This window comes from Cellulosimicrobium cellulans, assembly GCF_016907755.1.
Classification (GTDB): Bacteria; Actinomycetota; Actinomycetes; order Actinomycetales; family Cellulomonadaceae; genus Cellulosimicrobium; species Cellulosimicrobium cellulans_D.
In genome coordinates this window covers 3,877,569-3,902,663 of record NZ_JAFBCN010000001.1, presented here as the reverse complement: position 1 = coordinate 3,902,663, position 25,095 = coordinate 3,877,569, and the positions used below count along the sequence as shown (strand labels likewise).

Below are 25,095 nucleotides of genomic sequence, written 5' to 3'. Positions count from 1 at the left end.
GGCTCCCGCCGGCGCTCTTCCTGCGGGTCGTCCGGGCGAGAGGGCGCCGGGGCGCCGTCGTCCCGCGCGTACAGGTCCCCAGGGCTCCTGTGCGTCTCTTCGTCGGCCCGGCGAACTCGGCGGGACAGGGCTGGGAATGGGCGCGGTCCGCCGAGAAGTTCCTCGACGGGGTCGGTGCGCGCAACATGACCTACCGACGATCCTTGCCTTTCCCCGCCGACGTCGACGCTCCGTTCCCGTTGCGCGGGTCGAGGGCATGGCAGGTCGCCCAGCTCAGGGCGGTACGGCGCTTCAGCCACGTGATCGTCGAGTCGCAGCTCCCCCTGTTCCCAGCGCTCGGCCGCGGCGTGACGGGGGAGATCCGCGAGCTGCGCGACTCCGGCGCCGCCGTGGCGACTCTCTGCCACGGCAGCGACGTCCGGCTGCCGAGCGCTCACGCGGCGCGCGACCCCTGGTCGCCGTTCCTGCTCGAGTCCTACCGTGACACCCCGCTGCTGCAGGCCCGCGCCGAGCGCAACCTGGACCTGCTTCGACGCCTCCACGAGGACGGCGTCCCGGCGTTCGTCTCCACACCCGACCTGCTGCTCGACGTCCCGTGGGCGACATGGCTCCCCGTGACGGTGGACGTCGAGCGGTGGAGGGAGCCCGGGACGCCGCTCGAGCGCGACGTCCCGGTCGTCGTGCACGCGCCGAGCCGCGCTGCGCTCAAGGGAACCGACCTCGTCGAGCCGGTGCTCCGGGAGCTCGAACGGGAGGGGCTCGTCGAGTATCGCCAGGCCACCGGTCTCGACCGGGACGGGATGCTCAGGCTGTACCGCGAGTCGGACGTCGTCGTCGACCAGCTCCGCATGGGGATCTACGGTGTGGCGGCGTGCGAGGCGATGGCCGCCGGCCGGGTGGTCGTCTCGCACGTGTCCGAGCAGTCGCGCTCGGTCGCGGGGCGCGCAGCTGGACAGGATCTTCCCGTGGTCGAGGCGACGGGCGACACCCTCCGTGCGGTGCTGCTCGACGTCCTCGACCGACGGGAGGATGCGCGCGCGACGGCCGCCCGTGGCCCCGGGTTCGTCCAGGTTCTCCACGACGGCCGCGCGTCCGCCCGAGCGCTGGAGTCGTTCTTGTCCAGCCCCGGCTCCCCGTCTCGGTAGACTCACCCGGTTCCTGATCCGTGACCTGGAGCGCCATGCGTACCGCCATGATGGTTGACCACGACACCCGGGGTGGCTCGCGCGCCGTCGAGCGTCCCTGCCCCGCGGCCGGCGTACCGACGGCGGGAGTCGAGGGGAGACGGCCGTGAGCGTGGTCAACAAGCTCGTCAGCAGCCTGGTGGCGAAGCGCTCCCGGCTGCCACGGCGTGTCAACGCGATGATCGACCGGCTGGTGGCACCCGGCACGGGGCCGCTCGGACGCGCGGTCCAGCGACTCGGGGGCGTCGCCGTCGGTGGCACTGTCGTCCCGCCCCCCCGGGTGCCGGAGGGGTCCGTGCGGCTCTACGTGGCACCCACGAACTACGCGGGTCAGGGGTACCTCTGGTGTCGGGCCGTGGAGCGCGAGCTCGACGGGGTCGGCGCGGTCAACATGGTCGCAGAGGCTGACCACGGCTTCCGCTTCCCGGCCGACGACACCGTGCCCATCGCCACCTATCTGATGAGCCGGCGGTGGCAGCAGGAGCGGGAGGGATACGTGCGGAGGTTCACGCACGTGATGTTCGAGGCGGAGCGTCCCCTCTTCGGTCGGCTCCACGGCGGCGATGCCTTCACCGAGGCGCGGATGCTGCGCGAGACGGGCCTGGGTGTGGCGATGATGTGCCACGGGACCGACGTGCGGCTGCCGAGCCGACACCGGGCGGCCAGCCCGTGGTCGCCGTTCCACGACGACCCGCGCTTCGACGTGCTGGAGGAGACCGCCCGGCGCAACCTCGCCGGCCTCGCCGCCCTGGGCGCCCCCGTCTTCGTCTCGACACCGGACCTGCTGGAGGACGTCCCGGCGGCGACCTGGTGCCCCGTCGTGGTCGACGGCGACCGCTGGCACGCGGAGGCGGACGCGCTCGAACGGACCCGCCTCCGCGTCGTCCACGTCCCGAGCAGCTCGGCCGTGAAGGGGACGAACCTCATCAACCCGGTCCTCGAACGGCTCGCCGCGGAGGGCGTCCTGGACTACGAGCACGTGCAGGGGGTGCCGGCGTCGCAGATGCCGGCCGTCTACGCGCGTGCCGACGTGGTCCTCGACCAGTTCCGTGTCGGCAGCTACGGTGTCGCCGCGTGCGAGGCGATGGCGTCCGGGAGGGTGGTGGTCGGGCACGTCACGTCGTCGGTGCGCGACCACGTCCGTGACGCCACGGGCCGGGACCTGCCGGTGGTCGAGGCGACGCCAGACACCCTGCGGGACGTCCTCCTCGAGATCGCGGAGGACCGCGAGACCTACCGGACGAAGGCTGCTGCGGGACCCGGTTTCGTCGCGTCCGTGCACGACGGGACGCTCTCCGCGGCGGCACTTCGCGCGTTCCTGCTGGGTCCGTGAACCGTCCGGCGCAGCGACGCCGTGCCGCACCGCCCGGTGTCGGCACCACGAACGATCGAGCAGGAGGAGCAGTGGCAGAGCTGTCGTCCGATCCCGTCGTCGACCTCGTCGTCGCCGTCCACAGCACGGCGCGTCCCGTCGAGCGTGCGGTGGCGTCGGTGCTCGCCCACACACGCACCCCGCTGCGGGTCACGGTCGTCTGCCACAACATCGACGCGGGCGCGATCGCGGAGAAGCTGGGTGCGCTGGTCGACGACCCCCGGGTGCGCACGATCGAGCATCGAGACGGGCTGCGCTCACCGTCGGGTCCCTTCAACCGGGGGCTGGACGAGGCCACGGCGCCCTTCGTCTCGATCATGGGTTCCGACGACCTGCTCGAACCGGGAGCGGTCGACTCCTGGGTGGCGCGGCAGCGGGCCGACGACGCCGACATGGTGGTGACGCACCTGCGGCACGCCTCCGGCGCGTACGTCCCGACACCGCCGGTGCGGCCGTGGCGGACCCGCCGCCTCGAGGGCTCGCGCGACCGGCTCGCCTACCGCAGCGCACCGCTCGGCATCGTCCGGCGTGCGGCCTTCCCCACGCTGCGACTCACGGAGGGGGCACCGGTCGGTGGCGACATCGCGTTCGTGCTCTCGATCTGGTTCTCGCGCCGACGGATCAGCTACGACCGTACCGGTCCCGCGTACGTCATCGGGGCGGACGCCTCCGACCGGGTGACCTTCCGGCCCAAGCCCGTCGCCGAAGAGTTCACCTACCTGGAGAGCCTGCTGGAGGACTCGCGGTTCGTGGGGCTGGGTCCGCGGGAGAGGGCCTCGTACGCGGTGAAGTTCTTGCGCGTCCAGGTCTTCGGGGCGGTGCACAACCGCCCGGACCCTGCGTTCTGGACGCCACAGGAACGCGCCGACCTGCGCGCGGTGACGCGGCAGATCCTCGACCTCGCTCCCGGTGCGGAACGTGTCCTCTCGATCGCCGACCGGCGTGTGCTGGACGCGGTGCTGGACCTGGGAACACCCGTGGAGGTCCTCTTCGCGCGCGGCGTCGCACGCCGTCGCTTCCGGAGCCCGGCCGCACTGCTGACACGTGACCCGTCCCGCCTCCTCGCCCGGGAGGCCCCCCTGCGGTTCATGGTCGCCTCGGTCCTCTCACGGCGGTGATCCCGAGCGTCCGTCACGTCCCGCGAGTTTCGGGGACGAGCGGTGCGCTTCGGTAGACTCGCCCGGTTCTCGAACCCTTCCCTGGAGACACATGCGCATCGCGTACATCGTCCACAACGACACCCATGGCGACGCGCGGGTCCTGAAGTACCTCGACTCGGCCGCCGCGAACGGCCACGAAGCGCGGCTCTTCGCCGTGGGCGGCGGTGTGTCCCGCTTTCCTCCAGGTGAGGAACGCCGGCCGAGCGGCGGCGTGATCGTCCGTCTCGGCCCGCGCCAGCGCACCGCAGACCGGGTCAAGCCCGGGCCGAAGTCGCGGCGCCGATGGCTCCAGCTCGGGCTGCGCCAGTGGACGTTCGCCCTGCGCGCCGCGGTGGCGATCCGTCGGTGGAAGCCCGACCTCGTCCACGCCCACGACGCCGACACGCTCTTCGCCGCCATCCTGGTGCGCCTCGTGACGCGGAGGCCGTTCGTCTACGACGCGCACGAGATCTGGGAGGCGCAGACCCTGCCCCCCAGGATCGCCGCCTACTACCGGTGGATCCTCGACCGGGCCTCCTCTCGGTGGGCCGGGACCATCACCGTCTCCCAGGGGATCCAGCGCTGGATGACCGACCGCTTCTCCCTCGACACGCAGCCGACGCTGGTCCGGAACGTGCCGCTGGCCGCCTCGCTGCCGGTGCCGGGGAGCCGTGGGATCCTGCGATCCGCCGCCGACGTCCCCGAGGGCGCCCGCCTCGTCGTCCACGTCGGACTCATCGGACCGGCACGCGGTGTCGCCGAGACGGTCAAGGCGTTGGCGCTCCTTCCCGACGACGTCTATCTCGCCCTGATCGGCCCGGCGCCTCAGCGCTCCCGGGACCACATCGCCTCCGTGGCACGAGAGCACGGGGTGGCCGACCGGGTGAGGTTCGTCGACCCCGTGGAGTCCGACGAGGTGCCCACGGCGATCTCCGACGCCGACGTGTCGGTCGTCTACCCGCAGCCCGTGAGCCTCAACTCGATCTACAGCCTGCCCAACAAGCTGTTCCAGTCGATCCAGGCGGGGTTGCCCGTCGTCGCCTCCGACGCCGAGGACGTGGCCGCGGTCGTCACCTCCCTCGGGATCGGTGTCGTCGCTCCGGCGCGTGACGTCGCCGCGCTCGCCCGGGCGGTCTCCGACGTGCTCGCGGCGGGAGACGGCTACCGCGAGGCCGCTCGCCGTGCCGCGCCGGAGATGACGTGGGAGCACGAGTTCGCCCGGGCGAACGAGCTCTACGGCACGGTGGTGGCACGATGAAGCGACTTCTCGACCAGTACCGGTCGATCTCGCCCTACCTGCCCCGCAGCGCGCAGCGCTTCCTCATCATCTTCTCCATCGGGTCGGCGTTCCTCTCCGTGCTCGACGTCGTGGCGCTCATGCTGCTCTCCAGCGTCCTCGCGGCGGCGGTCACCGGGGGCGACTTCACGATCCCCTTGATCGGGACGATCCCGATCAGCTCCGTGCCGGCGTTGATCGTGGTCCTCTCGGGCGTCGTCCTGCTCAAGTCCGCGATGGGCGTGGCCCTCCAGTGGAAGGCGACACGGCACTTCGCGGGCTTCGAGCTCTCGGTCGGCGACCACCTCTTCCGGTCCTACATCCACTCGCCGTGGACCGAGCGGATCAACATCAGCACGCCGAGGGTCATCCAGCTCACCGACGGCGGGGTCTCGAGCGTCGTGGGTGGGCTGCTGCTGCCCCTGACGACGGTGCCCGGCCTCCTCGTCACCGCCGTCGGGGTGGTCGTCATCATCTTCCTCCAGCAGCCGTTCACGGCGGCGATCACGCTGGCCTACCTCGGCGGTATCGGTGTCCTCCAGTACTACGTGCTGGGGAGGCGCACGCGGGTGGCGGCGCGGGTCGCCCGCGACTCGTCGCTCAAGGTCGCCGGCCTTCTCACCGGCATGATGGCGGCGCTCAAGGAGATCACGCTCCGGGAGAAGGAGGACGAGGTCGCGCAGGCCGTCGCCACGACCCGTGCACGGACCTCCCGGGCGAGGTCGAACCTGTACTTCCTGAGGGCCGTCCCGAGGTTCGTCCTCGACGCGGCGGTCATCGGCGGGTTCGTGCTGACCGGGGGCGTCGGCTTCGCCGTGGGCGGCATGACCGAGGCCGTCTCCGCGCTCGCCCTGTTCGGCATCGCCGGCTTCCGGCTGGTGCCGTCGATCACCTCGTTCCAGTCGATCGTCACGAGCTCGGTCTCGGCGGACCCCTACATCCGGACGATCATCGGCGACATCGAGCGCTCTCGTGAGCGTGCCACCGCGAACCCCGAGGACGACGACGCGGGCCCCGCGCTCCCCAGCTCGCTGGCGATCGAGATGCGGGACGTCTCCTACACGTACCCGACGGGGACCGAGCCGGCCCTGCGGGACGTCGAGCTGACGATCCCGTTCGGTTCGACGGTCGGGATCGTCGGTGCTTCCGGTGCCGGCAAGTCGACGCTGGTGGACATCCTCCTCGGGTTGCTCGAACCGAGCGGAGGGACCGTCTCGTTCGGAGGCGGGGCCCACGCCCAACGGCCCTCCGAATGGCGCCGCCACGTCGGCTACGTGCCACAGGCCGTCGCGCTGTTCGACGGCTCGATCGCCCAGAACGTCGCCCTGACCTGGGGCGGCGACTTCGATCGCGACAGGGTCGAGAGGGCCCTGCGGCGTGCCCAGCTCTGGGACGCCGTGACCGCTCGATCCCGAGGGATCGACGAGCGGATCGGAGAGGGAGGGCTGGCGCTCTCCGGCGGCCAGAGGCAGCGACTGGGGATCGCGCGGGCGCTGTACTCGGACCCGCTCGTGGTCGTGCTCGACGAGGCGACGAGCGCCCTCGACACGAAGACGGAGGCGGACGTGGCGGCGGCGATCAACGAGCTCGCCGGCGAGATCACGGTGATCTCGGTCGCGCACCGGCTCTCCACGATCCGCGACGCGGACCAGATCCTCTACATGGAGTCGGGGGAGATCGTCGCGTCGGGGACGTTCGACGACGTCGTGGCCGTGAGCCCGGCGTTCCACCAGCAGGCCAGCCTCGCGGGCCTCGTCTAGGCGGCGAGGCGAACCATGACCGCCACGACGGACACCCTGCTCATCCTCTCCTTCTCCCGGCTGGAGCAGGACGCCCGGCTGCGCCGCCAGATCGCGCTGTTCGCCGAGACGTACCGTGTGGTCACAGCGGGGTGGGGGCCGCCGGTACCTGGTGCGGAGCGGCACATCGAGCTCCGGGTGCCGCCGTCAGCCGGCTGGCGCCGACGGGCGCGGTTCTACGTCGAGGCCCTGCTCCTGCGCCTGCACGCCTACCGGCTCCTCTACTGGAGCCAGCCCGCCGTGCGTTCCGCGTGGCGGGCGCTCCGCCGGGAGCGGCCGGCCCGCATCCTCGCGAACGACATCGAGAGCCTGCCGATCGCGCTCCGGCTCGCCCCGGGGAGCAGCGTGCACGGGGACCTGCACGAGTTCTACCCGGGACTGCACGACGACAATCCTCGCTGGGTGCGGGTGCGTCAGCCCTACCTGGAGTGGCTGATCCGGCGGTATGCACCCCGCGCGGGCTCGCTCACGACCGTCGGGGCGAGCGTGGCCGAGGCCTACCGACCCTTCGGGCTCGACCTCGGCGTCGTGACGAACTCGCCCTCGTACGTCGCCATGGAGCCGGCTCCGGTCGCAGACCCCGTCCGGATCGTCCACCCCGGGGCGTCGCTGCGGGGCAGGCGGCTCGAGAACATGGTGAACGCGGTGGCGGCATCGACCGCGGACGTGCGACTCACCCTCTTCCTCACGGGGAACGACCCCGGCTATGTCGCGGAGCTCCGCGCGCTGGCCGAGGAAACCGACGGACGAGTGCGTGTCGAGGACGCGGTCCCGCACGACGAGCTCCTCGCGCTCGTCAACACGTACGACGTCGGCATCCACGTCCTGCCCCCGACCGTCACCAACAACGCGCTCGCGCTCCCGAACAAGTTCTTCGACTACGTCCAGGCGCGCGTCGGGGTCGTCGTCGGCCCGACGCCCGCGATGGCCCGCCTCGTGCGGGAGCACGGACTCGGGGCGGTGACGGACGGGTTCGACGTGGACGCCATCCGCGCGGTCATCGACGAGCTGACGCCCGAGCGTGTCGACGGCTGGAAGCGTGCCGCGGACGCGGCCGCCCGCGAGCTCTCCGCGGAGGCGCAGCTACCGGTCTGGCAGCGAGCAGTGGAGGGGCTCCGGCCGGCCCGACGGGCAGACTGACCGGTCGCGGGCGTCTGTGCGTCGACGCCGGCTCCCTCAGCCGGCTCGGGTGCCGTTCTCGACGGCGGCGAGGAAGGCCTCGCGCTCGACCTCCGCGTTGAGCACGTCGGCGGCGCGGTCCGACGCGGCCTTGACGCGGACGACGTCGTCGGGCGTGAGGCCCTCCAGCGCCGTCGCGAGATCGGCGGCGTCGAAGCCGGGGACCACCACGCCGATCCCGTGCTCGCGGACGAGCTCGGCCATGGCCGGGCTCTCGCCGACGACGACCCCCAGCCGTCCCTGGACCGCCTCGAAGAACTTGTTCGGGAGGGCGAACTCGAGGTTCCGTTCGAGCGGTCGGTAGAAGATGATCTCCAGGTCGTACTCGTTGATCCGCTGCGCCAGCTCGCGCATGGGCGCCGGAGGCACGATCCGGATGCGGTCACGGGCCGGGTGCGCGTCGACCTGCTCCCGGAGCCGTGCGTGGACCGCCGGGTTCGGCATGAGCATGAACGTCATGGTGAACCGCTCGGGCAGCACCGTCATGGCCTCGAGGATCGCGTCGAACCCCCGCTTCCACGACGCGAGCCCGTGGAAGAGCAGCCGTGTCTCGCCCGGGTCGACCGGGCTCGGCTCCTGGTCGACGAACGGCGGGATGTTGCGTACCGGGACCAGGGGCTCGACGCCGAACTCGTCGACGTAGAGCCGACCGATCGGGGCGTTCACGACCGAGCGGGACGTGAAGGCGCGATGCCCGATGAAGCTCCGCACCCACCGGTAGTGCGGGCCGGTGATCCGTGCGCCGAGGGTCTGACGTCGCTGGACGGGGTTGTGGTACTCGTGCAGGTCCAGGTGCAGCCGTGCCTGCAGGGCCTCCGGCGTGAAGACGGTCGGGTCGTCGAGGAGCGGGCCGAACTCCGTCTCGTTGAACACGACGAGGTCGTACTGCCCGGAGCGCAGCCTCTCCCGTGCGGCGCGCGGGATCCGGTCGACGATCTGTCGCCGGAACCGCACCCTGGCCGGGAGCAGGAGCTGCGACGCGAGCACCCCGGATCGCGTCGTCACCCAGCGGGACGGCTCCTCGAGCAGGAAGTGCTGCCTGACGGTCGTGGTCGGTCGGCCGCCGAGCCCGAGCGTGTCGACCGCCCATCCCGCACCGGTGAGCCAGTCCACCTGCCGTCGGACCCGCGGGTCCGACTCGATGACCGAGTACGAGAGCACGAGGGCTGATCGCGGTCCGTTCGGGCTGGTCACTCAGGCCTCATCTCTCGTCGACGGGCGCCCGCCGACGCCGACCGCGATCCTATCCGAGCTCCGTCAGGCCCGGTCCGGCACCGTCGAGGCGAGCTCCACGAGCGTCTCCACGACCCGCCGGGCGGCGTCCCCGTCACCGTAGGGGGCCTCCTCGGTCGCGGCGGGCACGGGCCGTGCGACGGCGTCGCGGATCGCCACCACGTCGTTGGCGAGCACGTTCCAGCCGAGCTCGACCGTCTCGACCCACTCGGTCTCCGTCCGGATCGTGGTGCACGGGACCCGCAGCAGGAACGCCTCCTTCTGCAGGCCCCCCGAGTCGGTGACGACGCCGCGGCTGCGCAGGGACGCCGCGACCAGGTCGGGGTAGGCGAGGGGCGCGTGGGAGCGCAGCGCGCCCGTGTCGAGCGAGAGGCCGTGCTCCGCCGCCTTCGCGACCACCCGGGGATGCGCGAGCAGCACGACCCGACGGTCCAGCCCGGCGAGAGCCTCGACGATCATCGCCATCCGCGCCCGGTCGTCGGTGTTCTCCGCACGGTGGATCGTGGCGAGGTAGAACTCGCCCGTGACGAGGTCGAGCTCGTCGAGGATCGGGACGTCGCGGTCGGCGACGGCGTCCCGCACCTGGAAGAGCACGTCGGTCATCACGTCGCCGACGAGGACGGAGCGACCGGCGAGCCCCTCGGAGGCGAGGTGGTCCATCGCGACCTGCGTCGGTGCGAGGCAGAGGTCGGCTGCGTGGTCCGTGAGCACGCGGTTGTGCTCCTCCGGCATGCGCCGGTTGAACGACCGGAGGCCGGCCTCCAGGTGCGCGAGCGGGACGTGCAGCTTCACCGCCGAGACGGCGGCCGCGAGCGTGGAGTTCGTGTCGCCGTAGGCGAGCACCCAGTCGGGGCGGTGCTCGTCGAGCACCCCGTCGAGGGCGCCGAGGATGGCCCCTGTCTGCACGCCGTGGCTGCCCGATCCGACCCCCAGGTGCACGTCCGGCGCAGGGATGCCCAGGTCTCGGAAGAACACGTCCGACAGCATCGGGTCGTAGTGCTGCCCGGTGTGGACGATGACGTGCTCGACGCCCGCGGCAGCCGCCGCGTGGGCGATCGGTGCGAGCTTGACGAACTGGGGGCGCGCGCCGACGACGCTGAGGATCTTCACGGTCGTCGATGCTATCGGGAGCGGGTACGGCGAGCGCCCCGCCCGGAATGGGGCTTTTCCTGGGAAGGGATCTGGGCTAGGTTCACGCACCGTCCGCCGTCTTCGTCTACGCGGACTGCCCACGTACCCAGGAGGCGAGACCGTGGCGCGCGACGAAGCACGGAAGACCCCGACCAGCAGCTCGACGGCGCACCGGGCGGCTGAGCCCGCGCGTGCCGTCGTCGCACGACTTCTCGCCCTCGGCCTAGTGCCGTTGCTGGCGCTCTCGGCCGCGCCCGCAGCGTCCGCCGCCGCCCTGCCGCGGTCAGCGGTCGCCGGGCCGCAGGAAGCCTCTGCGGCGGCACCGGACGCACCTGCTGCGCTGCCGCGGCTCGGCACGACGCCGGCCACCGTCGAGTCGCACGACCCGACCTCGAGCGGTGTCGTCGTCGTCGCGGACGGCTTCCAGACCGCTGCCGTGACCTGGCCGTCGGACCTCGACCCCGCGGTCCCGGAGCTCCGGCTGCGCGCGCGGGCGGTCGACGGCGCGTGGGGACCGTGGATCCACGTGGAGCGGTCGGCCGACGGAGCGGACTCCGGCAGCCACAGCGAGATCGTGACGTCGAGCACGGTCTACGTGGGCCAGTCGGAGGAGGTGCAGGTCTCCACCGTCGAGGCCGGTGCGGTGCTGCCTGAGGGCATCCGGGTGACGACGGTCTCGTCCGCGCTGACGGGGTCGCCCACCGCGCGGCGGTCCGGTCCGGTGACCGAGGCCCGTACCACGGACGCCGCGACCGCGAGCGTGGCCGGACCGGCGATCGTGACCCGCGAACAGTGGGGCGCCGCTCCGGCGTCGTGCGCCTGGGACTCCGCTCCCGCGCTCAAGGGCGGCACCGTCCACCACACGGTCAACGCGAACGACTACACGACCACAGCGCAGCTGATGCAGATCATCCGGAACGACCAGGCGTTCCACCAGGCGGAGCCGCCGAAGGGGAACGGCTGGTGCGACCTGGGCTACAACTTCCTCGTCGACAAGTGGGGCAACGTCTACGAGGGCGCCGACTCCAGCATCGAGTCGGCGCTCATCGGTGCGCACACCGGGGGCTTCAACACGGGCACTGTGGGCGTGGCGATGGTCGGCACGTTCACGAGCGTGACCCCGACGGACGCCCAGCTCGACGGAGTCGCGCGGATCATCGCGTTCCGCCTGGCGCAGTACGGCGTCGACCCTGCCGGGAGCACCACGTTCACGGCGGCGAGCAAGACGGCCGGTGGACGGTTCGAGGCCGGGCAGTCGGTGGTCCTCCCGCGCATCTTCGGTCACCGGGACACCCACCAGACCGAGTGCCCCGGGACGCTCGCCTACGGGAAGCTGGCGCGTATCCGCGAGCTCGCGGCCGGGCACTACCAGGCGTTCCGCGCGGAGATGGTCGAACGGGTCTCGGGGGCCAACCGGTACGCCACCTCGGCGGCGATCTCCGCCGCGACGTTCGAACCGGGGGCGCGCGTCGCCTACGTGGCGAACGGGCTCGCGTTCCCCGACGCGCTCTCCGGCGGCGCCGCCGCAGTCGTCTCCGGCGCTCCGGTGCTGCTGGTCGCACCCGGTGCCGTGCCGGCTCCCGTCGCCGCCGAGCTCCGCCGGCTCCGGCCGCAGGAGATCGTCGTGCTCGGCGGGTCGGGCGTGGTTTCCGGGACCGTCGTCGCGCAGCTCTCGGACCTCGCGACGACCGGGACGGTGACCCGTCTCGCCGGTACCGACAGGTACGCCACCTCCGCGGCGATCTCGTCGGCGACCTTCGCGCCCGCCGTACCCGTCGTGTACGTCGCGAACGGGCTCGCGTTCCCCGACGCTCTTTCCGCCGCCCCGGTGGCGGGCGCGGCCGGCGCCCCGGTGCTGCTCGTCGGCCCGACCTCCGTTCCTGCCTCCGTCGAGGCCGAGCTCCGGCGGCTGCAGCCCGACCGGATCGTGGTGCTGGGCGGGACCGGGTCGGTGTCCGAGGCAGTCGCGGGTCAGCTCGGTGCACTGGCGTCGAAGGGCGTGGCCCGGACCTCGGGCAGTGACCGCTTCGGGACGTCCGCCGCCGTGTCCGCGGCAGCCTTCTCCCCGGGGGTACCGGTCGTGTACGTCGCCAACGGGCTCGACTTCCCCGACAGCCTCTCTGGTGCCGCCGCGGCCGGGGCCGCCGGCGGGCCCGTGCTGCTCACGTCGAGCAGTCGCGTCCCGGCAGCGGTCGCGGCCGAGCTGGACCGGCTCGACCCGGCGCAGATCGTGGTGCTCGGGGGGTCGGGGGTCGTCTCGGACGCCGTGCGTGCGTCGCTCGCCGGGTACGAGGCTGGGCAGGGGTCGTGACCGGCCCGGCCGACGACCGCGGGTAGTCTTCGGCCGGTCACTGTCCACTCGTAGAGAGCACACCCGTCCCGTGCACCCGTCTCCCTCCACGCGTCGCTCCGCCGACCCCGTCGGGAGCGCCCCGGCGAGCACGGCCACCCAGGAGGGGAAGCGGCCCGCCGAGCGGTTCCGCCTGGACGTCCAGGGTCTGCGGGCCGTGGCGGTCGGTGCGGTCGTGCTCTACCACGCGGGAGTGCCCTGGCTGCCGGGAGGCTACGTCGGCGTCGACGTCTTCTTCGTCATCTCGGGATTCCTCATCACGGGCCACCTGCTCCGCTCGCTCGAGACCGGCGGGAGGGTCGGGTTCGCCGAGTTCTACGCCCGCCGCGCCCGCCGCATCCTGCCGGCGTCGTTCGCCGTGCTCCTGGTGACCCTGGCGGTGGCGGCGCTCACGCTCGGACCGGTGCGCGTCCGGGAAGCTGCCGTCGACGCCGTCGCCACCGCCGTCTACGTGCCCAACCTGCTCTTCGCGTACCGGGGGACGCAGTACCTCAACGAGACCGATCCGCCGTCCCTCTTCCAGCACTACTGGTCGCTCGGGGTCGAGGAGCAGTTCTACCTCGTGTGGCCGTTGCTCCTCGTGGGCTTCTTCGCCCTGCGGCGGTCGCACCGGGTACTGACGGTGCTGGTGGGCGCCGTCGTCGTGGTCTCGTTCGTGGCGTGCCTCGTGCTGACCGTCCGGGCTCAGCCCTGGGCCTTCTTCGGCCTTCCCACGCGGGCCTGGGAGCTCGCGGCCGGAGGCCTGGTGGCGGCGGTCGTGGGTCGTGGCTCCGTGCTGCGCCGGTCCCTTGCCGTCCCGGTGGGGTGGGCGGGGCTGACGGCGATCGTCGCGTCGGTCCTCCTGCTCGACGAGTCGACGCCGTTCCCCGGACCGTGGGCCGTGCTCCCCGTGGCGGGGACGGCGCTCGTGATCCTCGCCGGCGCGAGCGCCGGGCCGGGCGGTCCGGCTGCGGTGCTCGCGCGCTCGCCCATGGTCTGGGTCGGCGGGATCTCCTACTCGCTCTACCTGGTCCACTGGCCCGCGATGACGCTCCCGCAGGCGATCCTCGGCCGGGCGGAGCCCGTGCCGCTGCCCTGGCAGCTGCTCGTCGCTGCGGCGTGCGTCCCGCTCGCGTGGCTCTCGTACCGGTTCGTCGAGACGCCGTTCCGCACGGCGCGGCGACTGCGGTCGGCCCGGCCGCGGAGGGTGGGGCTCGCGGTGCTCGCTGCGACCGCCGTCGTCGTCGCGTCGGCCGGGCTGGCGGTCTGGGGCGCGGACCGCGCGCCGCAGTCGTCGGCGACCGTGGTCACGGCCACCGAGCTGCGACGCGCTCCCGTCGGCACGCCGGTCGTCCCCGCGAACCTCGAGCCGTCGCTCGCGGAGGCCGCGGACGACCTTCCGGTGGTCTACGAGGACGGCTGCCAGCTCGACGCGTCCGAGCAGGAGCCCCGCTCGTCGTGCGTCTACGGCGCCGACCCGGCGGCTCCGCGGGTCGTCCTGTTCGGCGACTCGCACGCCAGCCAGCTCGTCCCTGCGCTGAGCCCGCTGGCGGACGCCGGCTCGATCCGCCTGGACGTCATGACCAAGAGCGGCTGTCCGGCGTCGGACCTCGGTGTGGTCACGGGCAGGGGGCAGCCCTACCCGACGTGCCCGCCGTGGCGGGCGGCGGTGCTCGATCTGCTGCGGACCGATCCGCCCGCGGTCGTGGTCGTCGCCGACTACGCGGGCGAGTCGGGCGGAGCGGACGGCGCGCGCTTCGGCGCGGACGAGTGGGGCGAGGCTCTCGGGCGGACGCTCCGAGCGCTCCCGTCGACGACCCAGGTGCTGGTGGTGGGGGACACCCCGACGCCCGGGACGGCGCCCGGCGTGTGCCTCTCCGACCACGTGCAGGACGCGGCGGCGTGCGACCTGGGCGTCGAGGTGCGCAACGTCGTCGTGCAGGAGGGGCAGCGAGCCGCGGCGGGGGCCGCCGGGGCGCGGTTCGTCGACCTCGACGAGTACCTGTGCAACCCGGAGGCGTGCCCCGTGATCATCGACAACACCCTGGTGTACCGCGACGGGACGCACCTGACGGCCACGATGGCGGCGCGTCTCGGCGAGGTGCTGGGTCCCGAGGTCCTCGCGCTGCTGCCGCGGTGACCCTCGCCTCGCGTATCCTGCACGGTGGTCCGACCGCTCGACGCTGAACGACACCGTCGCGGTCCCCCGATCCGGGAGACGCTGCCGGACCGACCACCCGCTCGCCGGAAGGAACACTCGATGCGCATCGCCGTCGTCGCCCTGGGGAAGATCGGCCTTCCCCTGGCCGTCCAGTTCGCGTCCAAGGGACACGAGGTGATCGGAGTCGACGTCAACGCCGGTACGGTCGCCACGGTCAACGAGGGCAGGGAGCCGTTCCCGGGCGAGGCGCACCTCGCCGAGAAGCTCGCGGAGCTGGTCCCGGCCGGCCGGCTGCGCGCGACCACCGACTATTCCGAGGCGATCCCGGGTGCCGACGCCGTCGTGCTGGTGGTCCCGCTGTTCGTCGACGAGGAGACGGCGGCGCCGGACTTCGGGTGGATGGACGCCGCGACGAGGTCCCTCGCGGAGCACCTGACGGCGGGGACGCTCGTCTCGTACGAGACGACGCTCCCCGTCGGCACCACCCGCAACCGGTGGAAGCCGATGCTCGAGGAGATCTCGGGCCTGGTGGAGGGCGAGGACTTCCACCTCGTGTTCTCCCCGGAGCGCGTGCTGACCGGTCGCGTGTTCGCGGACCTGCGCAAGTACCCCAAGCTGGTCGGCGGGCTCTCGCCCGAGGGGGCGGAGAAGGCGCGGGAGTTCTACGAGGCGGTGCTCGACTTCGACGACCGTCCCGACCTGGACCGCCCGAACGGGGTCTGGGACCTCGGCTCGGCGGAGGCCTCCGAGCTCGCGAAGCTCGCCGAGACGACGTACCGCGACGTCAACATCGGTCTCGCGAACCAGTTCGCGCTGTTCGCCGACAGGCAGGGCATCGACGTGCACGCGGTGATCGACGCGAGCAACTCCCAGCCGTACAGCCACATCCACCGTCCGGGGATCGCCGTCGGAGGGCACTGCATCCCGGTGTACCCGCGCCTGTACCTGTCGGTCGACCCGGACGCGTCCATCGTGCGCGAGGCCCGTGCGGTCAACGCGTCCATGCCGGAACGCGTCGTGGGTCGTGCGGCGGACCTCCTGGGGTCGCTCGACGGTCTGGACGCGGTCGTGCTCGGCGCCGCGTACCGCGGCGGGGTGAAGGAGACGGCGTTCTCCGGGGTCTTCGCCACCGTGAAGGCCCTGGAGGCGCGGGGCGCGTCGGTCCGCGTGCACGATCCCCTCTACTCCGACGCCGAGCTCGCCGCGCTCGGCTTCGCTCCCTTCCACCTGGGCGACGAGGCCGACGTCGTCGTGGTCCAGACCGACCACGCCGAGTACCGTGAGGTCGGCCGCGAGAGCGTGCCGGGGGCGCGGCTCGTCGTCGACGGTCGGGGCGTCACGGACGCCGGGCGCTGGGCCGGGGTGCCGCGCGTCGTGCTGGGGCGGGGCGATGCCCCCGACGGGGCCTGAGCCGCGCGGGCGCCCTCCCGCACGGCGTCCGGACGCCGCCTGCAGGCCTCCTGACCTGCGCATCCACCCGCTGCGGGTGGACTATCCTGCACGAGCGCCTTCGCTCGTCTCCATCCACCCGATCCCCGAGGTTCTCCATGCGAATCGCCGCGGTCGTCGTCGCCTACGACCGGCGTGACCTGCTCGTCGAGGCGCTCGACGCGCTCGCCGCACAGACCCGTCCGCTCGACGCGGTCGTCGTGGTCGACAACGCGTCCCACGACGACTCGGCGGTCGTGGCGGCCGAGCACCCCGTCGGGGCGGAGGTGCTCGAGCTGCCCCGGAACACCGGCGGAGCCGGCGGCTTCGCGGTCGGCATGGCCCACGCGGTCGAGGCCCTCGGCGCGGACCTCGTCTGGCTGATGGACGACGACACGATCCCGACTCCGACGGCCCTCGCCGAGCTGCTCGCGGCGCGGGAGGCGTACCCGGGGCCGGTCGCGCTGCTGGGGAGCCGCGTCGTCTGGCACGACGGCCGCGACCACCCGATGAACACGCCGCGCCGCCGCCCGGGAGCGTCCGCGGAGCAGATCGCGCGGGCCCGGGAGTCCGGGGCGCTTCCCGTGCGGTCCTCCTCGTTCGTTTCGATGCTGGTCGACGCGCGGGCGATCCGGCACCACGGACTGCCCGTCGCGGACTACTTCATCTGGAACGACGACTTCGAGTACTCGGCGCGGCTGCTGCGCCGCGGGACCGGCCTTCACGTGCCGGCCTCCGTCGTCGAGCACCGGACCAAGACGTTCGGGGCCACGGACGCCGACCCGGGCGAGCGCTTCTACTACGAGGTGCGGAACAAGCTCTGGATGCTCCTGCGCTCGCCCTCGCTCTCGCCGGAGGAGCGGTTCCTCTACCTGGGCGCCTCGCTGCGCCGCTGGGCTCGCACGTTCAGCGGCTCGGAGCGCCGCGAGGTCCTGCGCGCCGCGGCGTTGCGGGGCGCGCGCGACGGCGTGCTCCGACGGCCCCGCCGCAACGCGACGGTGCTCGCCGCGATGGGACCGCTGACCGCGGAGGTGGACGCGCTCGACGCGCGTCGCGGGCGGCCGGGCACGCCAGCATGACGACGGGGTCGACGCCGCCCTTCTCGCTCCTCCTCCCGGTCTACCACGGCGACGACGCGGCGCACCTGCGCCGTGCCTACCGCTCGGCGACGACGGAGCAGCATCTTCCGCCCGACGAGGTCGTGCTCGTCCAGGACGGTCCCGTCGGTCCCGCGCTCGCGGAGGTCGTCGCCGAGATCGAGGACACGGCGCAAGCCGTCACCGTGCTCCGCCTCGAGCGGAACGTGGGCCTCGCGCTCGCGCTCGAGGCCGGGCTCGCCCGCTGCAGCCACGAGATCGTCGCGCGGACGGACGCGGACGACGTGTGCCGGCCCGAGCGGTTCGCGCGCCAGGTCCCGCTGGTCGCCGAGGGGTACGACATCGTCGGGTCCGCCATCCAGGAGTTCGTCTCCGAGGACGAGCCGGGGCTCGTGCGCGTCCCGCCGCTCTCCAGCGACGCCATCACGACCGGCGCCCGCTTCCACTCGCCGTTCAACCACCCGACCGTGGTCTTCCGCCGCTCCGCCGTGGCTGCCGCAGGTGGCTACCGCGACCTCCCGCTGCTCGAGGACTACTGGCTCTTCGCGCGCATGCTCGCGGCCGGCGCTCGGGGCTGCAACGTCCCCGAGCCCCTGCTGCTCTACCGGGTCGGGGCCGGGGCGTACGCGCGACGTGGGGGGACGCGCCTGCTGCGGTCCGAGATCGAGCTCCAGCGCCGGATGCGTCGCCTCGGCTTCACGACGCGGGCACAGGCCGTGCGCAACGTCGTCGTCCGGGGCGGGTACCGTCTCGTCCCGGAGAAGGTGCGCACCGTCCTGTACCGCACCTTCCTCGCAGACCGGGGAGGGCGTCGGCGTGGGTGAGTGGCTCGTCACGTGGCCCGCCGCGCTCGTCGCGGTGCTCGTCCTCGTCGTCCCTGGAGTCGGCCCCGCCTACGGGCTCGGCCTGCGCGGCCTCGTCGCCTGGGGTGCGGCGCCCGCGCTCTCCGGCGCTGTGGTCGGTTCGACGGCGGTCGTGCTCGGCGAGCTCGGGGTGGGCTGGAACGTCGCGTGGGTGGCGGTCGGCTCCGCGGTCGTGACCGCGCTCGGGTACGGCGTCTGGCTCCTGTCGGGCCGACGGAGCACGGGGACGCTGCGCCGCGGCCGGACACGCGCCGCGGTCGCCGTCGCGGTCGGCGTCACCGGGCTGGTGGCCGTCGCCCTCCAGGTGCGCAGGACCGCCGCGGCGATCGGGGGCCCCGACCGTGTCGCGCAGACCTTCGACACGCCGTACCACCTGAACTCGGTCCGGATGATCCTCGAGAACGGCGACGCCTCGTCGTTCCACATGACCCTGACGCAGCCCGAGGCCACGACGGCCTTCTACCCGGGGCTGTGGCACGGCTTCGTCAGCCTCGTCGTGCAGGTCACCGGGGCCGAGATCCCGGTCGCGGCGAACTGGGTCTCCGTCGCGACCACGTGCGTGGTCTGGCCGCTCGGCATGCTGGCCCTCGGGCGACTGCTCCTCGGCCCGCGCCCGCTCCTCCTCGGGATCGTCGTCCCGCTCTCCTTCGCGATGACGCAGTTCCCCAACCGGCTCCTGTCGTTCGGGCTCCTGTACCCGAACGTCCTCTCCTACGCGATCCTGCCCGGAGTCCTGGCCCTCAGCGTCCTCGCGCTGGTCCGCACGCACGGCCGCGGGCGGCTCCCGGCCGTCGCCGGCGTGCTGACCGGGCTGGTCGCGCTCACCTTCGCGCAGCCCAACGGCGTCTTCGCGCTCGGGTTCGTCGCGATCCCCCTGGTGGTGCACGCGCTCGTCCAGGTGACGGCCCGGCTCCGCCACCGAGGGCGCGGATGGGTCGTCGCACTGCTCCCGTGGCCGGTCACCGTCCTCGTCGTAGCGGCGGGGTACCGGGCGCTCGGCATGCTCCCGCTCGTGAGCGGGTTCCGCGGGAAGGTCGTGTGGGCCGTCACCGCGGGCCGGGAGCAGGCCACGGCCGAGGTGCTGCGGCTGACTGCCATGCACCCGTCGATCACCCCCAACTTCCCGGAGACCGAGATCCTCTCCCCGGGGACCCCGAACATCCTGGTCGGGGCGCTCGTCCTCGTCGGGGCCGTCGCGGCGCTCTTCGTCGCGCGGTGGCGCTGGCTGCCGTTCGCCTACGCGATCCTGGCCGGCCTCTACCTGCTCGTGCGCGCGGTCGACATCCCGCTGCGCGGCACCCTCACCGGCTACTGGTACGCCGACCCCCAGCGCATCGCGGCCCTCCTGCCCCTGGTCGGCGTGCCCCTGACGGTCGTCGCCGTGGCCGGGCTGGCCCGTCTCGTCACGCTCGCCGCGGGGCGCGTCCGCGGCACCGACCGCCTCCGGGTCTCGCCCTGGGCAGGGGCTGCGATCGCGGTCGTCCTGGGGCTGCTCGTCTCCGTGGTGCTGCCGCGAACGGCCACGTTCCGCGAGTCCTTCTCCTACCTGGCGCACGCGTACCGGGTGGACCCCGAGGCGGCGACGTCGACGGGCCTGGTGGACGCGCGCGAGCTGCGGCTCCTTGGTCGCCTCGACGAGATCGTCCCGGAGGGGGTGTCCGTCGCCGGTGACCCGTGGGACGGCAGCGCGCTGGTGTGGGCGCTCGCCGACCGCGAGGCGATCTACCCGCACATGGGCATGGTGATGGACCCCGACCGGGCGCTCGTCGCCTCCTCGCTCAACGAAGCCCTGACCGACCCGGCCGTCTGCGAGGCGGTCGACGACCTGGGGATCGGCTACGTGCTCGCCATGGGCAGGCACCTGTCCGACGGCGGTCAGGGCGGCTTCCCCGGCCTCGAGGGGCTCGAGGAGGCCGGCGTCGCTCGGCTCGTCGCTGCCGAGGGCGAGGCGCGTCTCTACGAGGTCACTGCCTGCTGAGACGTCGCCGCCGCGGTGGTGAAGGTCTTGTGGGGATGTGGACCGGCCGACCCGTCGGTCGAGGCGGGATGGCACGACCTTGTAGGCTTGGGCGGCTGTTCGTCGAGGCTAGGAGAGTGTGTGGACGCGGATCTTGTCGTCGTGGGGTCGGGCTTCTTCGGTCTGACCGTCGCTGAGCGCATCGCCGAGGAGTACGGCCGGAAGGTCCTCGTGATCGACCGCAGGCCGCACATCGGCGGCAACGCGTACAGCGAGGCCGAGCAGACGACCGGCATCGAGGTGCACCGGTACGGTGCCCACCTCTTCCACACCTCGAACGAGCGGGTCTGGGAGTACGTCAACCGGTTCACCGCCTTCACGAGCTACGTCCACCGCGTCTACACCACGCACCGGGGCGAGGTCTTCCCGATGCCGATCAACCTCGGCACGATCAACCAGTTCTTCCGTTCGTCGCATGGTCCTGACGCGGCGCGCGAGCTGGTCAGGGAGCTCTCCGCGGAGCTCGGCGGCAAGAAGCCCGAGAACCTCGACGAGCAGGGCGTCTCGCTGATCGGGCGACCTCTGTACGAGGCCTTCATCCGCGAGTACACCGCGAAGCAGTGGCAGACCGACCCGCGCGAGCTGCCGGCGTCGATCATCTCCCGCCTCCCGGTGCGCTACACCTACGACAACCGGTACTTCAACGACACCCACGAGGGCCTGCCCGTCGACGGGTACACCGCCTGGCTCGAGCGCATGGCCGACCACCCGAACATCGAGGTCCGGCTCGGCGTGGACTTCTTCGACGAGTCCCAGCCCGTCAGCAAGGGCAACGTCGTCGGGAACGTCCCGGTGGTCTACACGGGGCCGGTGGACCGGTACTTCGACTACGCCGAGGGCGACCTCTCGTGGCGCACGCTCGACTTCGAGGAGGAGGTGCTCCCGGTCGGCGACTTCCAGGGAACCTCCGTCATGAACTACGCCGACGCCGACGTCCCGTACACGCGGATCCACGAGTTCCGTCACTTCCACCCGGAGCGGGACTACCCGACCGACAAGACGGTCATCATGCGAGAGTTCTCGCGGTTCGCCGAGCGCGCCGACGAGCCGTACTACCCCGTGAACACCGCAGGGGACCGCGAGCGTCTCCTCAAGTACCGCGACCTCGCGGCGTCCGAGACGGACGTGCTGTTCGGCGGTCGGCTCGGGACCTACAAGTACCTGGACATGCACATGGCGATCGGTGCCGCGCTCTCCATGGTCGACAACAAGCTCGCGCCCCACTTCGGCAAGGGCGCAGGCATCGAGAGCGGGGGAGTGGACGCATGAGTGTCAAGACGGACGCGTCGGTCGTCACCGGCACCGGGCTCGTGAGCGAGGGCTTCCGCACGGTCCAGCGGGTCATCCTCCCCGTCGACGCCGACTCGGACTCGCTGCCGCTGTACGTCGAGGCCGGCGAGCTCCGGGCACAGCAGATCCCGACCGACCTCGAGTCGATCTGGGGCGGCAAGGCGCGACCCGACCTCCTCGGAGCGCGGGCATCCGAGTCGGTCCGGTCCCAGGACATCTCCGGACGGTTCTCGATCTCCGTGCGGCCGGGTCGGCGCATCTCGTTCGCCACCTACTTCAACGCCTTCCCCGCCAGCTACTGGCGTCGGTGGACCGTCGTCGACTCGGTCCGGCTGACCGTGCGCACGCGCGGAACGGGCACCGTCACGGTGTACCGCTCCAACGCGCGAGGCGTGCAGCAGCGGGTCGACTCGCACCCGGTGTCCGGCGACGGGCGCACCGTGGTGGACCTGTCGCTGGGCCAGTTCGGCGACGGCGGCTGGTACTGGTTCGACCTCATCGGTGGCACCGAGCAGCTCCATCTCGTGGAGGCGGCCTGGTCCGTCCCCGAGTCGGGGCGTGGTCACGGACGCACCAGCCTCGGCATCACGACCTTCAACCGTGCCGACTACTGCCTGGAGACGATCCGGACCGTCGCGGAGAGCCCCGAGGTCCGGGAGGTCCTCGACGAGCTCATCGTCGTCGACCAGGGGACGAAGCGCGTCCGCGACGAGGACGGCTTCGACGACGTCGCGGCCGAGCTCGGTGACCAGCTCCGGATCGTCGAGCAGGGCAACATCGGGGGGTCCGGCGGCTTCTCGCGAGGAATGTACGAGACGCTCCAGGCGGGGAAGAGCGACTACGTCATCCTGCTCGACGACGACATCGTCCTCGAGCCGGAGAGCGTGGTGCGCCTCGTCACGTTCGCCGACTTCACCCGTGTGCCGACCCTGGTCGGCGGACACATGTTCGACATGTACAACCGCTCGACGCTGCACACGTTCGGCGAGATCGTCGAGCCGTGGCGGATCCAGCCGGGTCTGCCGCACAAGGACATGGAGAACGGCCACGACTTCCGTGGCGCCGGCCTCCGGTCGACGCCGTGGCTGCACCGGCGCGTCGACGTCGACTACAACGGCTGGTGGATGTGCCTCATCCCGACCTCGGTCATCCGTGAGATCGGCCTCTCGCTTCCCGTCTTCATCAAGTGGGACGACGCCGAGTACGGGCTCCGCGCGCGTGCGCACGGGTACCCGACGGTGTCTCTCCCCGGTGCCGCGGTGTGGCACGTCTCGTGGGCCGACAAGGACGACCTGGTGGGCTGGCAGGCGTACTTCCACGAGCGCAACCGCCTCATCACGACTCTCCTCTACTCGCTCTACGAGCGTGGAGGGCGTGTCCTGCGGGAGTCCTCGTACATGGACGTCAAGCACCTCATCTCGATGCAGTACTACTCCGAGCAGGGCCGTCTCATGGCCATGCGCGACGTCCTGGAGGGCCCCGACGCCCTCCACGGCGTCATCGGGACGAAGCTCCCGGAGATCCGCGGCATGGTCGCGGAGTTCACCGACGCGCAGTACAAGCCCGACCTCGACGCCTTCCCGCCGCCCGCGCCCAGCAAGCCGCGCAACAGGGGCCGCGGCGTCCAGGTCCCCAACCGCCTCACCCTCGTCCCCTGGGCGGCGAAGACCGTGATCCGCCAGGTCGGCAAGCCGGTCGAGCCGCAGCTGGTCGACCAGCCGCAGACGATCGTCCCGCACCAGGACGCGCGGTGGTGGCGGCTCTCGCAGTACGACAGCGCCATCGTCTCCAACGCCGAGGGCACGGGTGCGTCGTGGCACAAGCGTGACCCGCGCAAGGTCCGGAGCATGCTCGCCGAGGGGGTGCGCCTGCACGCGGAGCTGTTCGCGCGGTGGGCGGACCTGCGCTCGACCTACCGCGAGGCTCTGCCGCGCATCACCTCGGTCGAGGCGTGGGAGAAGACCTTCGACGAGAACCCCCCGATGCCACGATGAGCCAGACGGTCGTGACCGAGCGGCCTCTGGTCGAGCCTGGTCGTGGCCACGGACTCGTGGACGTGGTCCGGAACCGCTTCCTCCTCCGGCTCATCGTCAAGAAGGAGGTCCGGGTCCGCTACCGGGGCTCCGTCCTGGGCATGCTGTGGTCGTACGTCAAGCCTGCAGTCCAGTTCGTCGTCTTCTTCCTCGCGCTGGGCCTGTTCCTCGGTCTGAACAAGGGGATCGAGGACTACGCGGTCTACCTGTTCTCGGGCATCGTCGTCATCAACTTCTTCGGCGAGGGCTTCTCGAACGCGACGCGGTCGATCGTCGGCAACGCTCCGCTCATCCGGAAGATCTACCTGCCCCGCGAGCTCTTCCCCGTCTCGTCGCTGTGGGTCTCGGCCGTGCACTTCCTGCCCCAGCTTCTCGTCCTCCTGGTCGGCGCGCTCATCTTCGGGTGGCGGCCCAACCCGGCCGAGCTGGGGGCGGGGCTCCTCGGGTTCACGATCGTGGCGGTCCTGTCCCTGGGCCTCGGGCTGCTCTTCGGCGCGGTGAACGTCTTCTACCGCGACGCGGAGAACTTCGTCGACCTGATCGTCATGGTGGCCACGTGGCTCTCGCCCGTCCTCTATCCGTGGGAGGCGGTGCACGACGTCCTCCCGTCGTGGCTGTTCACGATCTACCAGCTCAACCCGCTCACCGGCGCGGTCGAGCTCTTCCACTACGCGTTCTGGTACCCGGGCACGACGTCGCCCGACGTGGCGCTCCCTCCGTCGATGTGGGTCTTCGGCTGGGCGGGCCTCGGCATCGCCCTGCTGCTCCTCCTCGCGGGACAGTCCGTCTTCCGGCGCCTCGAGGGGCGCTTCGCCCAGGAGCTCTGAGATGACCACCAGCATCGAGATCCGGGACGTCCGGAAGCAGTTCACGCTGCGGCACAACCGCTCGCTCAAGGAGCTGGCGATGTCGGCGATCCGCCGCCAGCGCCTCGCGGACGACTTCGTCGCGCTCGACGACGTCAACGTCACCGTGGAGGAGGGCGAGACGGTCGCGCTCCTCGGGTTCAACGGGTCCGGGAAGTCGACGCTCCTCAAGCTCATCTCGGGCGTGCTGCGTCCCGACCAGGGCACCGTGCGCACCCGCGGGCGCGTCGCGGGTCTCATCGAGGTGGGCGCGGGCTTCCACCCGGACCTCACGGGACGGGAGAACGTCTACCTCAACGGGGCGATCCTCGGGATGCGCGAGGAGGACATCGACCGCCTGTTCGACGACATCGTCGCGTTCAGCGAGATCGAGCGGTTCATCGACACCGAGGTCAAGTTCTACTCGTCCGGCATGTTCCTGCGGCTCGCCTTCGCGGTCGCGGTGCACTCCGACCCGGAGGTGTTCCTGATCGACGAGATCCTCGCGGTCGGTGACGAGCCCTTCCAGAAGAAGTGCCTGGCACGGGTCCGGCGCCTGCGCGACGAGGGCAAGACGCTCGTCATCGTGAGCCACGACCTCGACATGGTGGCCGACCTGTGCGATCGCGGCATCCTGCTCGAGGGCGGCCGCGTGCGTGCGGACGGCCCGAGCCACGACATGGTCGACCTCCTGCGGGCGGCGGCGTAGCGGTGGCGAC

At 72.1% G+C, this 25,095-nt stretch carries 18 protein-coding genes; 16 read left to right on the top strand and 2 right to left on the bottom strand.

Going from position 1 to position 25,095, the window contains the following annotated elements; all coding sequences use genetic code 11:
- Positions 1 to 89 precede the first annotated feature (89 nt).
- The 6 genes from JOE63_RS16920 (at position 90) to JOE63_RS16895 (ending at position 7,910) form a co-directional block, all read left to right on the top strand.
- Positions 90 to 1,145, top strand: a complete 1,056-nt coding sequence (locus JOE63_RS16920) for a glycosyltransferase (protein WP_157759446.1) — start codon at positions 90 to 92, stop codon at positions 1,143 to 1,145.
- Between the two features lie 145 nt (positions 1,146 to 1,290).
- Positions 1,291 to 2,517: a glycosyltransferase gene (locus JOE63_RS16915; RefSeq protein ID WP_157759445.1), complete on the top strand. Its 1,227-nt coding sequence runs from the start codon at positions 1,291 to 1,293 to the stop codon at positions 2,515 to 2,517.
- 71 nt (positions 2,518 to 2,588) lie between these two features.
- A complete protein-coding gene (locus JOE63_RS16910; RefSeq protein WP_157759444.1) occupies positions 2,589 to 3,674 on the top strand; it encodes a glycosyltransferase family 2 protein in 1,086 nt (361 codons plus the stop codon).
- A 91-nt stretch (positions 3,675 to 3,765) separates the two neighbouring features.
- Positions 3,766 to 4,953 (top strand): glycosyltransferase, encoded by a 1,188-nt coding sequence (locus JOE63_RS16905; protein ID WP_204542717.1) that lies wholly within the window; start codon positions 3,766 to 3,768, stop codon positions 4,951 to 4,953.
- Positions 4,950 to 6,731 (top strand): ABC transporter ATP-binding protein, encoded by a 1,782-nt coding sequence (locus JOE63_RS16900; RefSeq protein WP_087469591.1) that lies wholly within the window; start codon positions 4,950 to 4,952, stop codon positions 6,729 to 6,731. The genes JOE63_RS16905 and JOE63_RS16900 overlap by 4 nt, the downstream gene beginning before the upstream one ends.
- A 15-nt stretch (positions 6,732 to 6,746) precedes the next feature.
- Complete coding sequence (locus JOE63_RS16895; RefSeq protein ID WP_204542715.1) at positions 6,747 to 7,910, top strand: glycosyltransferase family 1 protein; 1,164 nt, start codon at positions 6,747 to 6,749, stop codon at positions 7,908 to 7,910.
- A 36-nt stretch (positions 7,911 to 7,946) separates the two neighbouring features.
- Here the strand turns inward: JOE63_RS16895 and JOE63_RS16890 are convergent, their stop codons facing one another.
- Both JOE63_RS16890 and wecB read right to left on the bottom strand, forming a co-directional pair.
- Positions 7,947 to 9,143, bottom strand: coding sequence for a glycosyltransferase (locus JOE63_RS16890; protein ID WP_157759443.1), 1,197 nt, complete (start codon positions 9,141 to 9,143; stop codon positions 7,947 to 7,949).
- A gap of 63 nt (positions 9,144 to 9,206) precedes the next feature.
- A complete protein-coding gene (wecB, locus tag JOE63_RS16885) occupies positions 9,207 to 10,292 on the bottom strand; it encodes a non-hydrolyzing UDP-N-acetylglucosamine 2-epimerase (RefSeq protein ID WP_204542713.1) in 1,086 nt (361 codons plus the stop codon).
- 142 nt (positions 10,293 to 10,434) lie between these two features.
- Between wecB and JOE63_RS21500 the strand changes: the two genes are divergently transcribed.
- The 10 genes from JOE63_RS21500 (at position 10,435) to JOE63_RS16835 (ending at position 25,085) form a co-directional block, all read left to right on the top strand.
- Complete coding sequence (locus tag JOE63_RS21500; protein ID WP_167550996.1) at positions 10,435 to 12,624, top strand: cell wall-binding repeat-containing protein; 2,190 nt, start codon at positions 10,435 to 10,437, stop codon at positions 12,622 to 12,624.
- A gap of 70 nt (positions 12,625 to 12,694) precedes the next feature.
- Complete coding sequence (locus JOE63_RS16875) at positions 12,695 to 14,782, top strand: acyltransferase family protein (protein WP_204542711.1); 2,088 nt, start codon at positions 12,695 to 12,697, stop codon at positions 14,780 to 14,782.
- 120 nt (positions 14,783 to 14,902) lie between these two features.
- Positions 14,903 to 16,213, top strand: coding sequence for a nucleotide sugar dehydrogenase (locus tag JOE63_RS16870; RefSeq protein ID WP_204542709.1), 1,311 nt, complete (start codon positions 14,903 to 14,905; stop codon positions 16,211 to 16,213).
- A 137-nt stretch (positions 16,214 to 16,350) separates the two neighbouring features.
- Positions 16,351 to 17,310 (top strand): glycosyltransferase family 2 protein, encoded by a 960-nt coding sequence (locus JOE63_RS16865; protein WP_204542707.1) that lies wholly within the window; start codon positions 16,351 to 16,353, stop codon positions 17,308 to 17,310.
- Positions 17,307 to 18,152 carry a glycosyltransferase gene (locus JOE63_RS16860; RefSeq protein ID WP_167550994.1) on the top strand — a complete coding sequence of 282 codons (846 nt, stop codon included), beginning with the start codon at positions 17,307 to 17,309 and terminating at the stop codon, positions 18,150 to 18,152. The genes JOE63_RS16865 and JOE63_RS16860 overlap by 4 nt, the downstream gene beginning before the upstream one ends.
- Positions 18,145 to 20,169 carry a DUF6541 family protein gene (locus JOE63_RS16855; RefSeq protein WP_087469586.1) on the top strand — a complete coding sequence of 675 codons (2,025 nt, stop codon included), beginning with the start codon at positions 18,145 to 18,147 and terminating at the stop codon, positions 20,167 to 20,169. Before JOE63_RS16860 ends, JOE63_RS16855 begins: the two co-directional genes overlap by 8 nt.
- 120 nt (positions 20,170 to 20,289) lie before the next feature.
- A complete protein-coding gene (glf, locus tag JOE63_RS16850; RefSeq protein WP_087469585.1) occupies positions 20,290 to 21,477 on the top strand; it encodes a UDP-galactopyranose mutase in 1,188 nt (395 codons plus the stop codon).
- Complete coding sequence (locus JOE63_RS16845; RefSeq protein ID WP_087469584.1) at positions 21,474 to 23,492, top strand: glycosyltransferase; 2,019 nt, start codon at positions 21,474 to 21,476, stop codon at positions 23,490 to 23,492. Before glf ends, JOE63_RS16845 begins: the two co-directional genes overlap by 4 nt.
- Positions 23,489 to 24,358: an ABC transporter permease gene (locus JOE63_RS16840; protein ID WP_087469583.1), complete on the top strand. Its 870-nt coding sequence runs from the start codon at positions 23,489 to 23,491 to the stop codon at positions 24,356 to 24,358. Before JOE63_RS16845 ends, JOE63_RS16840 begins: the two co-directional genes overlap by 4 nt.
- A 1-nt stretch (position 24,359) precedes the next feature.
- Complete coding sequence (locus JOE63_RS16835) at positions 24,360 to 25,085, top strand: ABC transporter ATP-binding protein (RefSeq protein WP_087469582.1); 726 nt, start codon at positions 24,360 to 24,362, stop codon at positions 25,083 to 25,085.
- Positions 25,086 to 25,095 lie beyond the last annotated feature (10 nt).

Bases quoted from the DNA above. Each gene is read 5' to 3' on its own strand.
- JOE63_RS16870 (WP_204542709.1), top strand. From the start codon at position 14,903: ATGCGCATCGCCGTCGTCGCCCTGGGGAAGATCGGCCTTCCCCTGGCC.
- JOE63_RS16860 (WP_167550994.1), top strand. From the start codon at position 17,307: ATGACGACGGGGTCGACGCCGCCCTTCTCGCTCCTCCTCCCGGTCTAC.
- JOE63_RS16865 (WP_204542707.1), top strand. From the start codon at position 16,351: ATGCGAATCGCCGCGGTCGTCGTCGCCTACGACCGGCGTGACCTGCTC.
- JOE63_RS16895 (WP_204542715.1), top strand. From the start codon at position 6,747: ATGACCGCCACGACGGACACCCTGCTCATCCTCTCCTTCTCCCGGCTG.
- JOE63_RS16840 (WP_087469583.1), top strand. From the start codon at position 23,489: ATGAGCCAGACGGTCGTGACCGAGCGGCCTCTGGTCGAGCCTGGTCGT.
- JOE63_RS16835 (WP_087469582.1), top strand. From the start codon at position 24,360: ATGACCACCAGCATCGAGATCCGGGACGTCCGGAAGCAGTTCACGCTG.
- JOE63_RS16900 (WP_087469591.1), top strand. From the start codon at position 4,950: ATGAAGCGACTTCTCGACCAGTACCGGTCGATCTCGCCCTACCTGCCC.
- JOE63_RS16845 (WP_087469584.1), top strand. From the start codon at position 21,474: ATGAGTGTCAAGACGGACGCGTCGGTCGTCACCGGCACCGGGCTCGTG.
- JOE63_RS16905 (WP_204542717.1), top strand. From the start codon at position 3,766: ATGCGCATCGCGTACATCGTCCACAACGACACCCATGGCGACGCGCGG.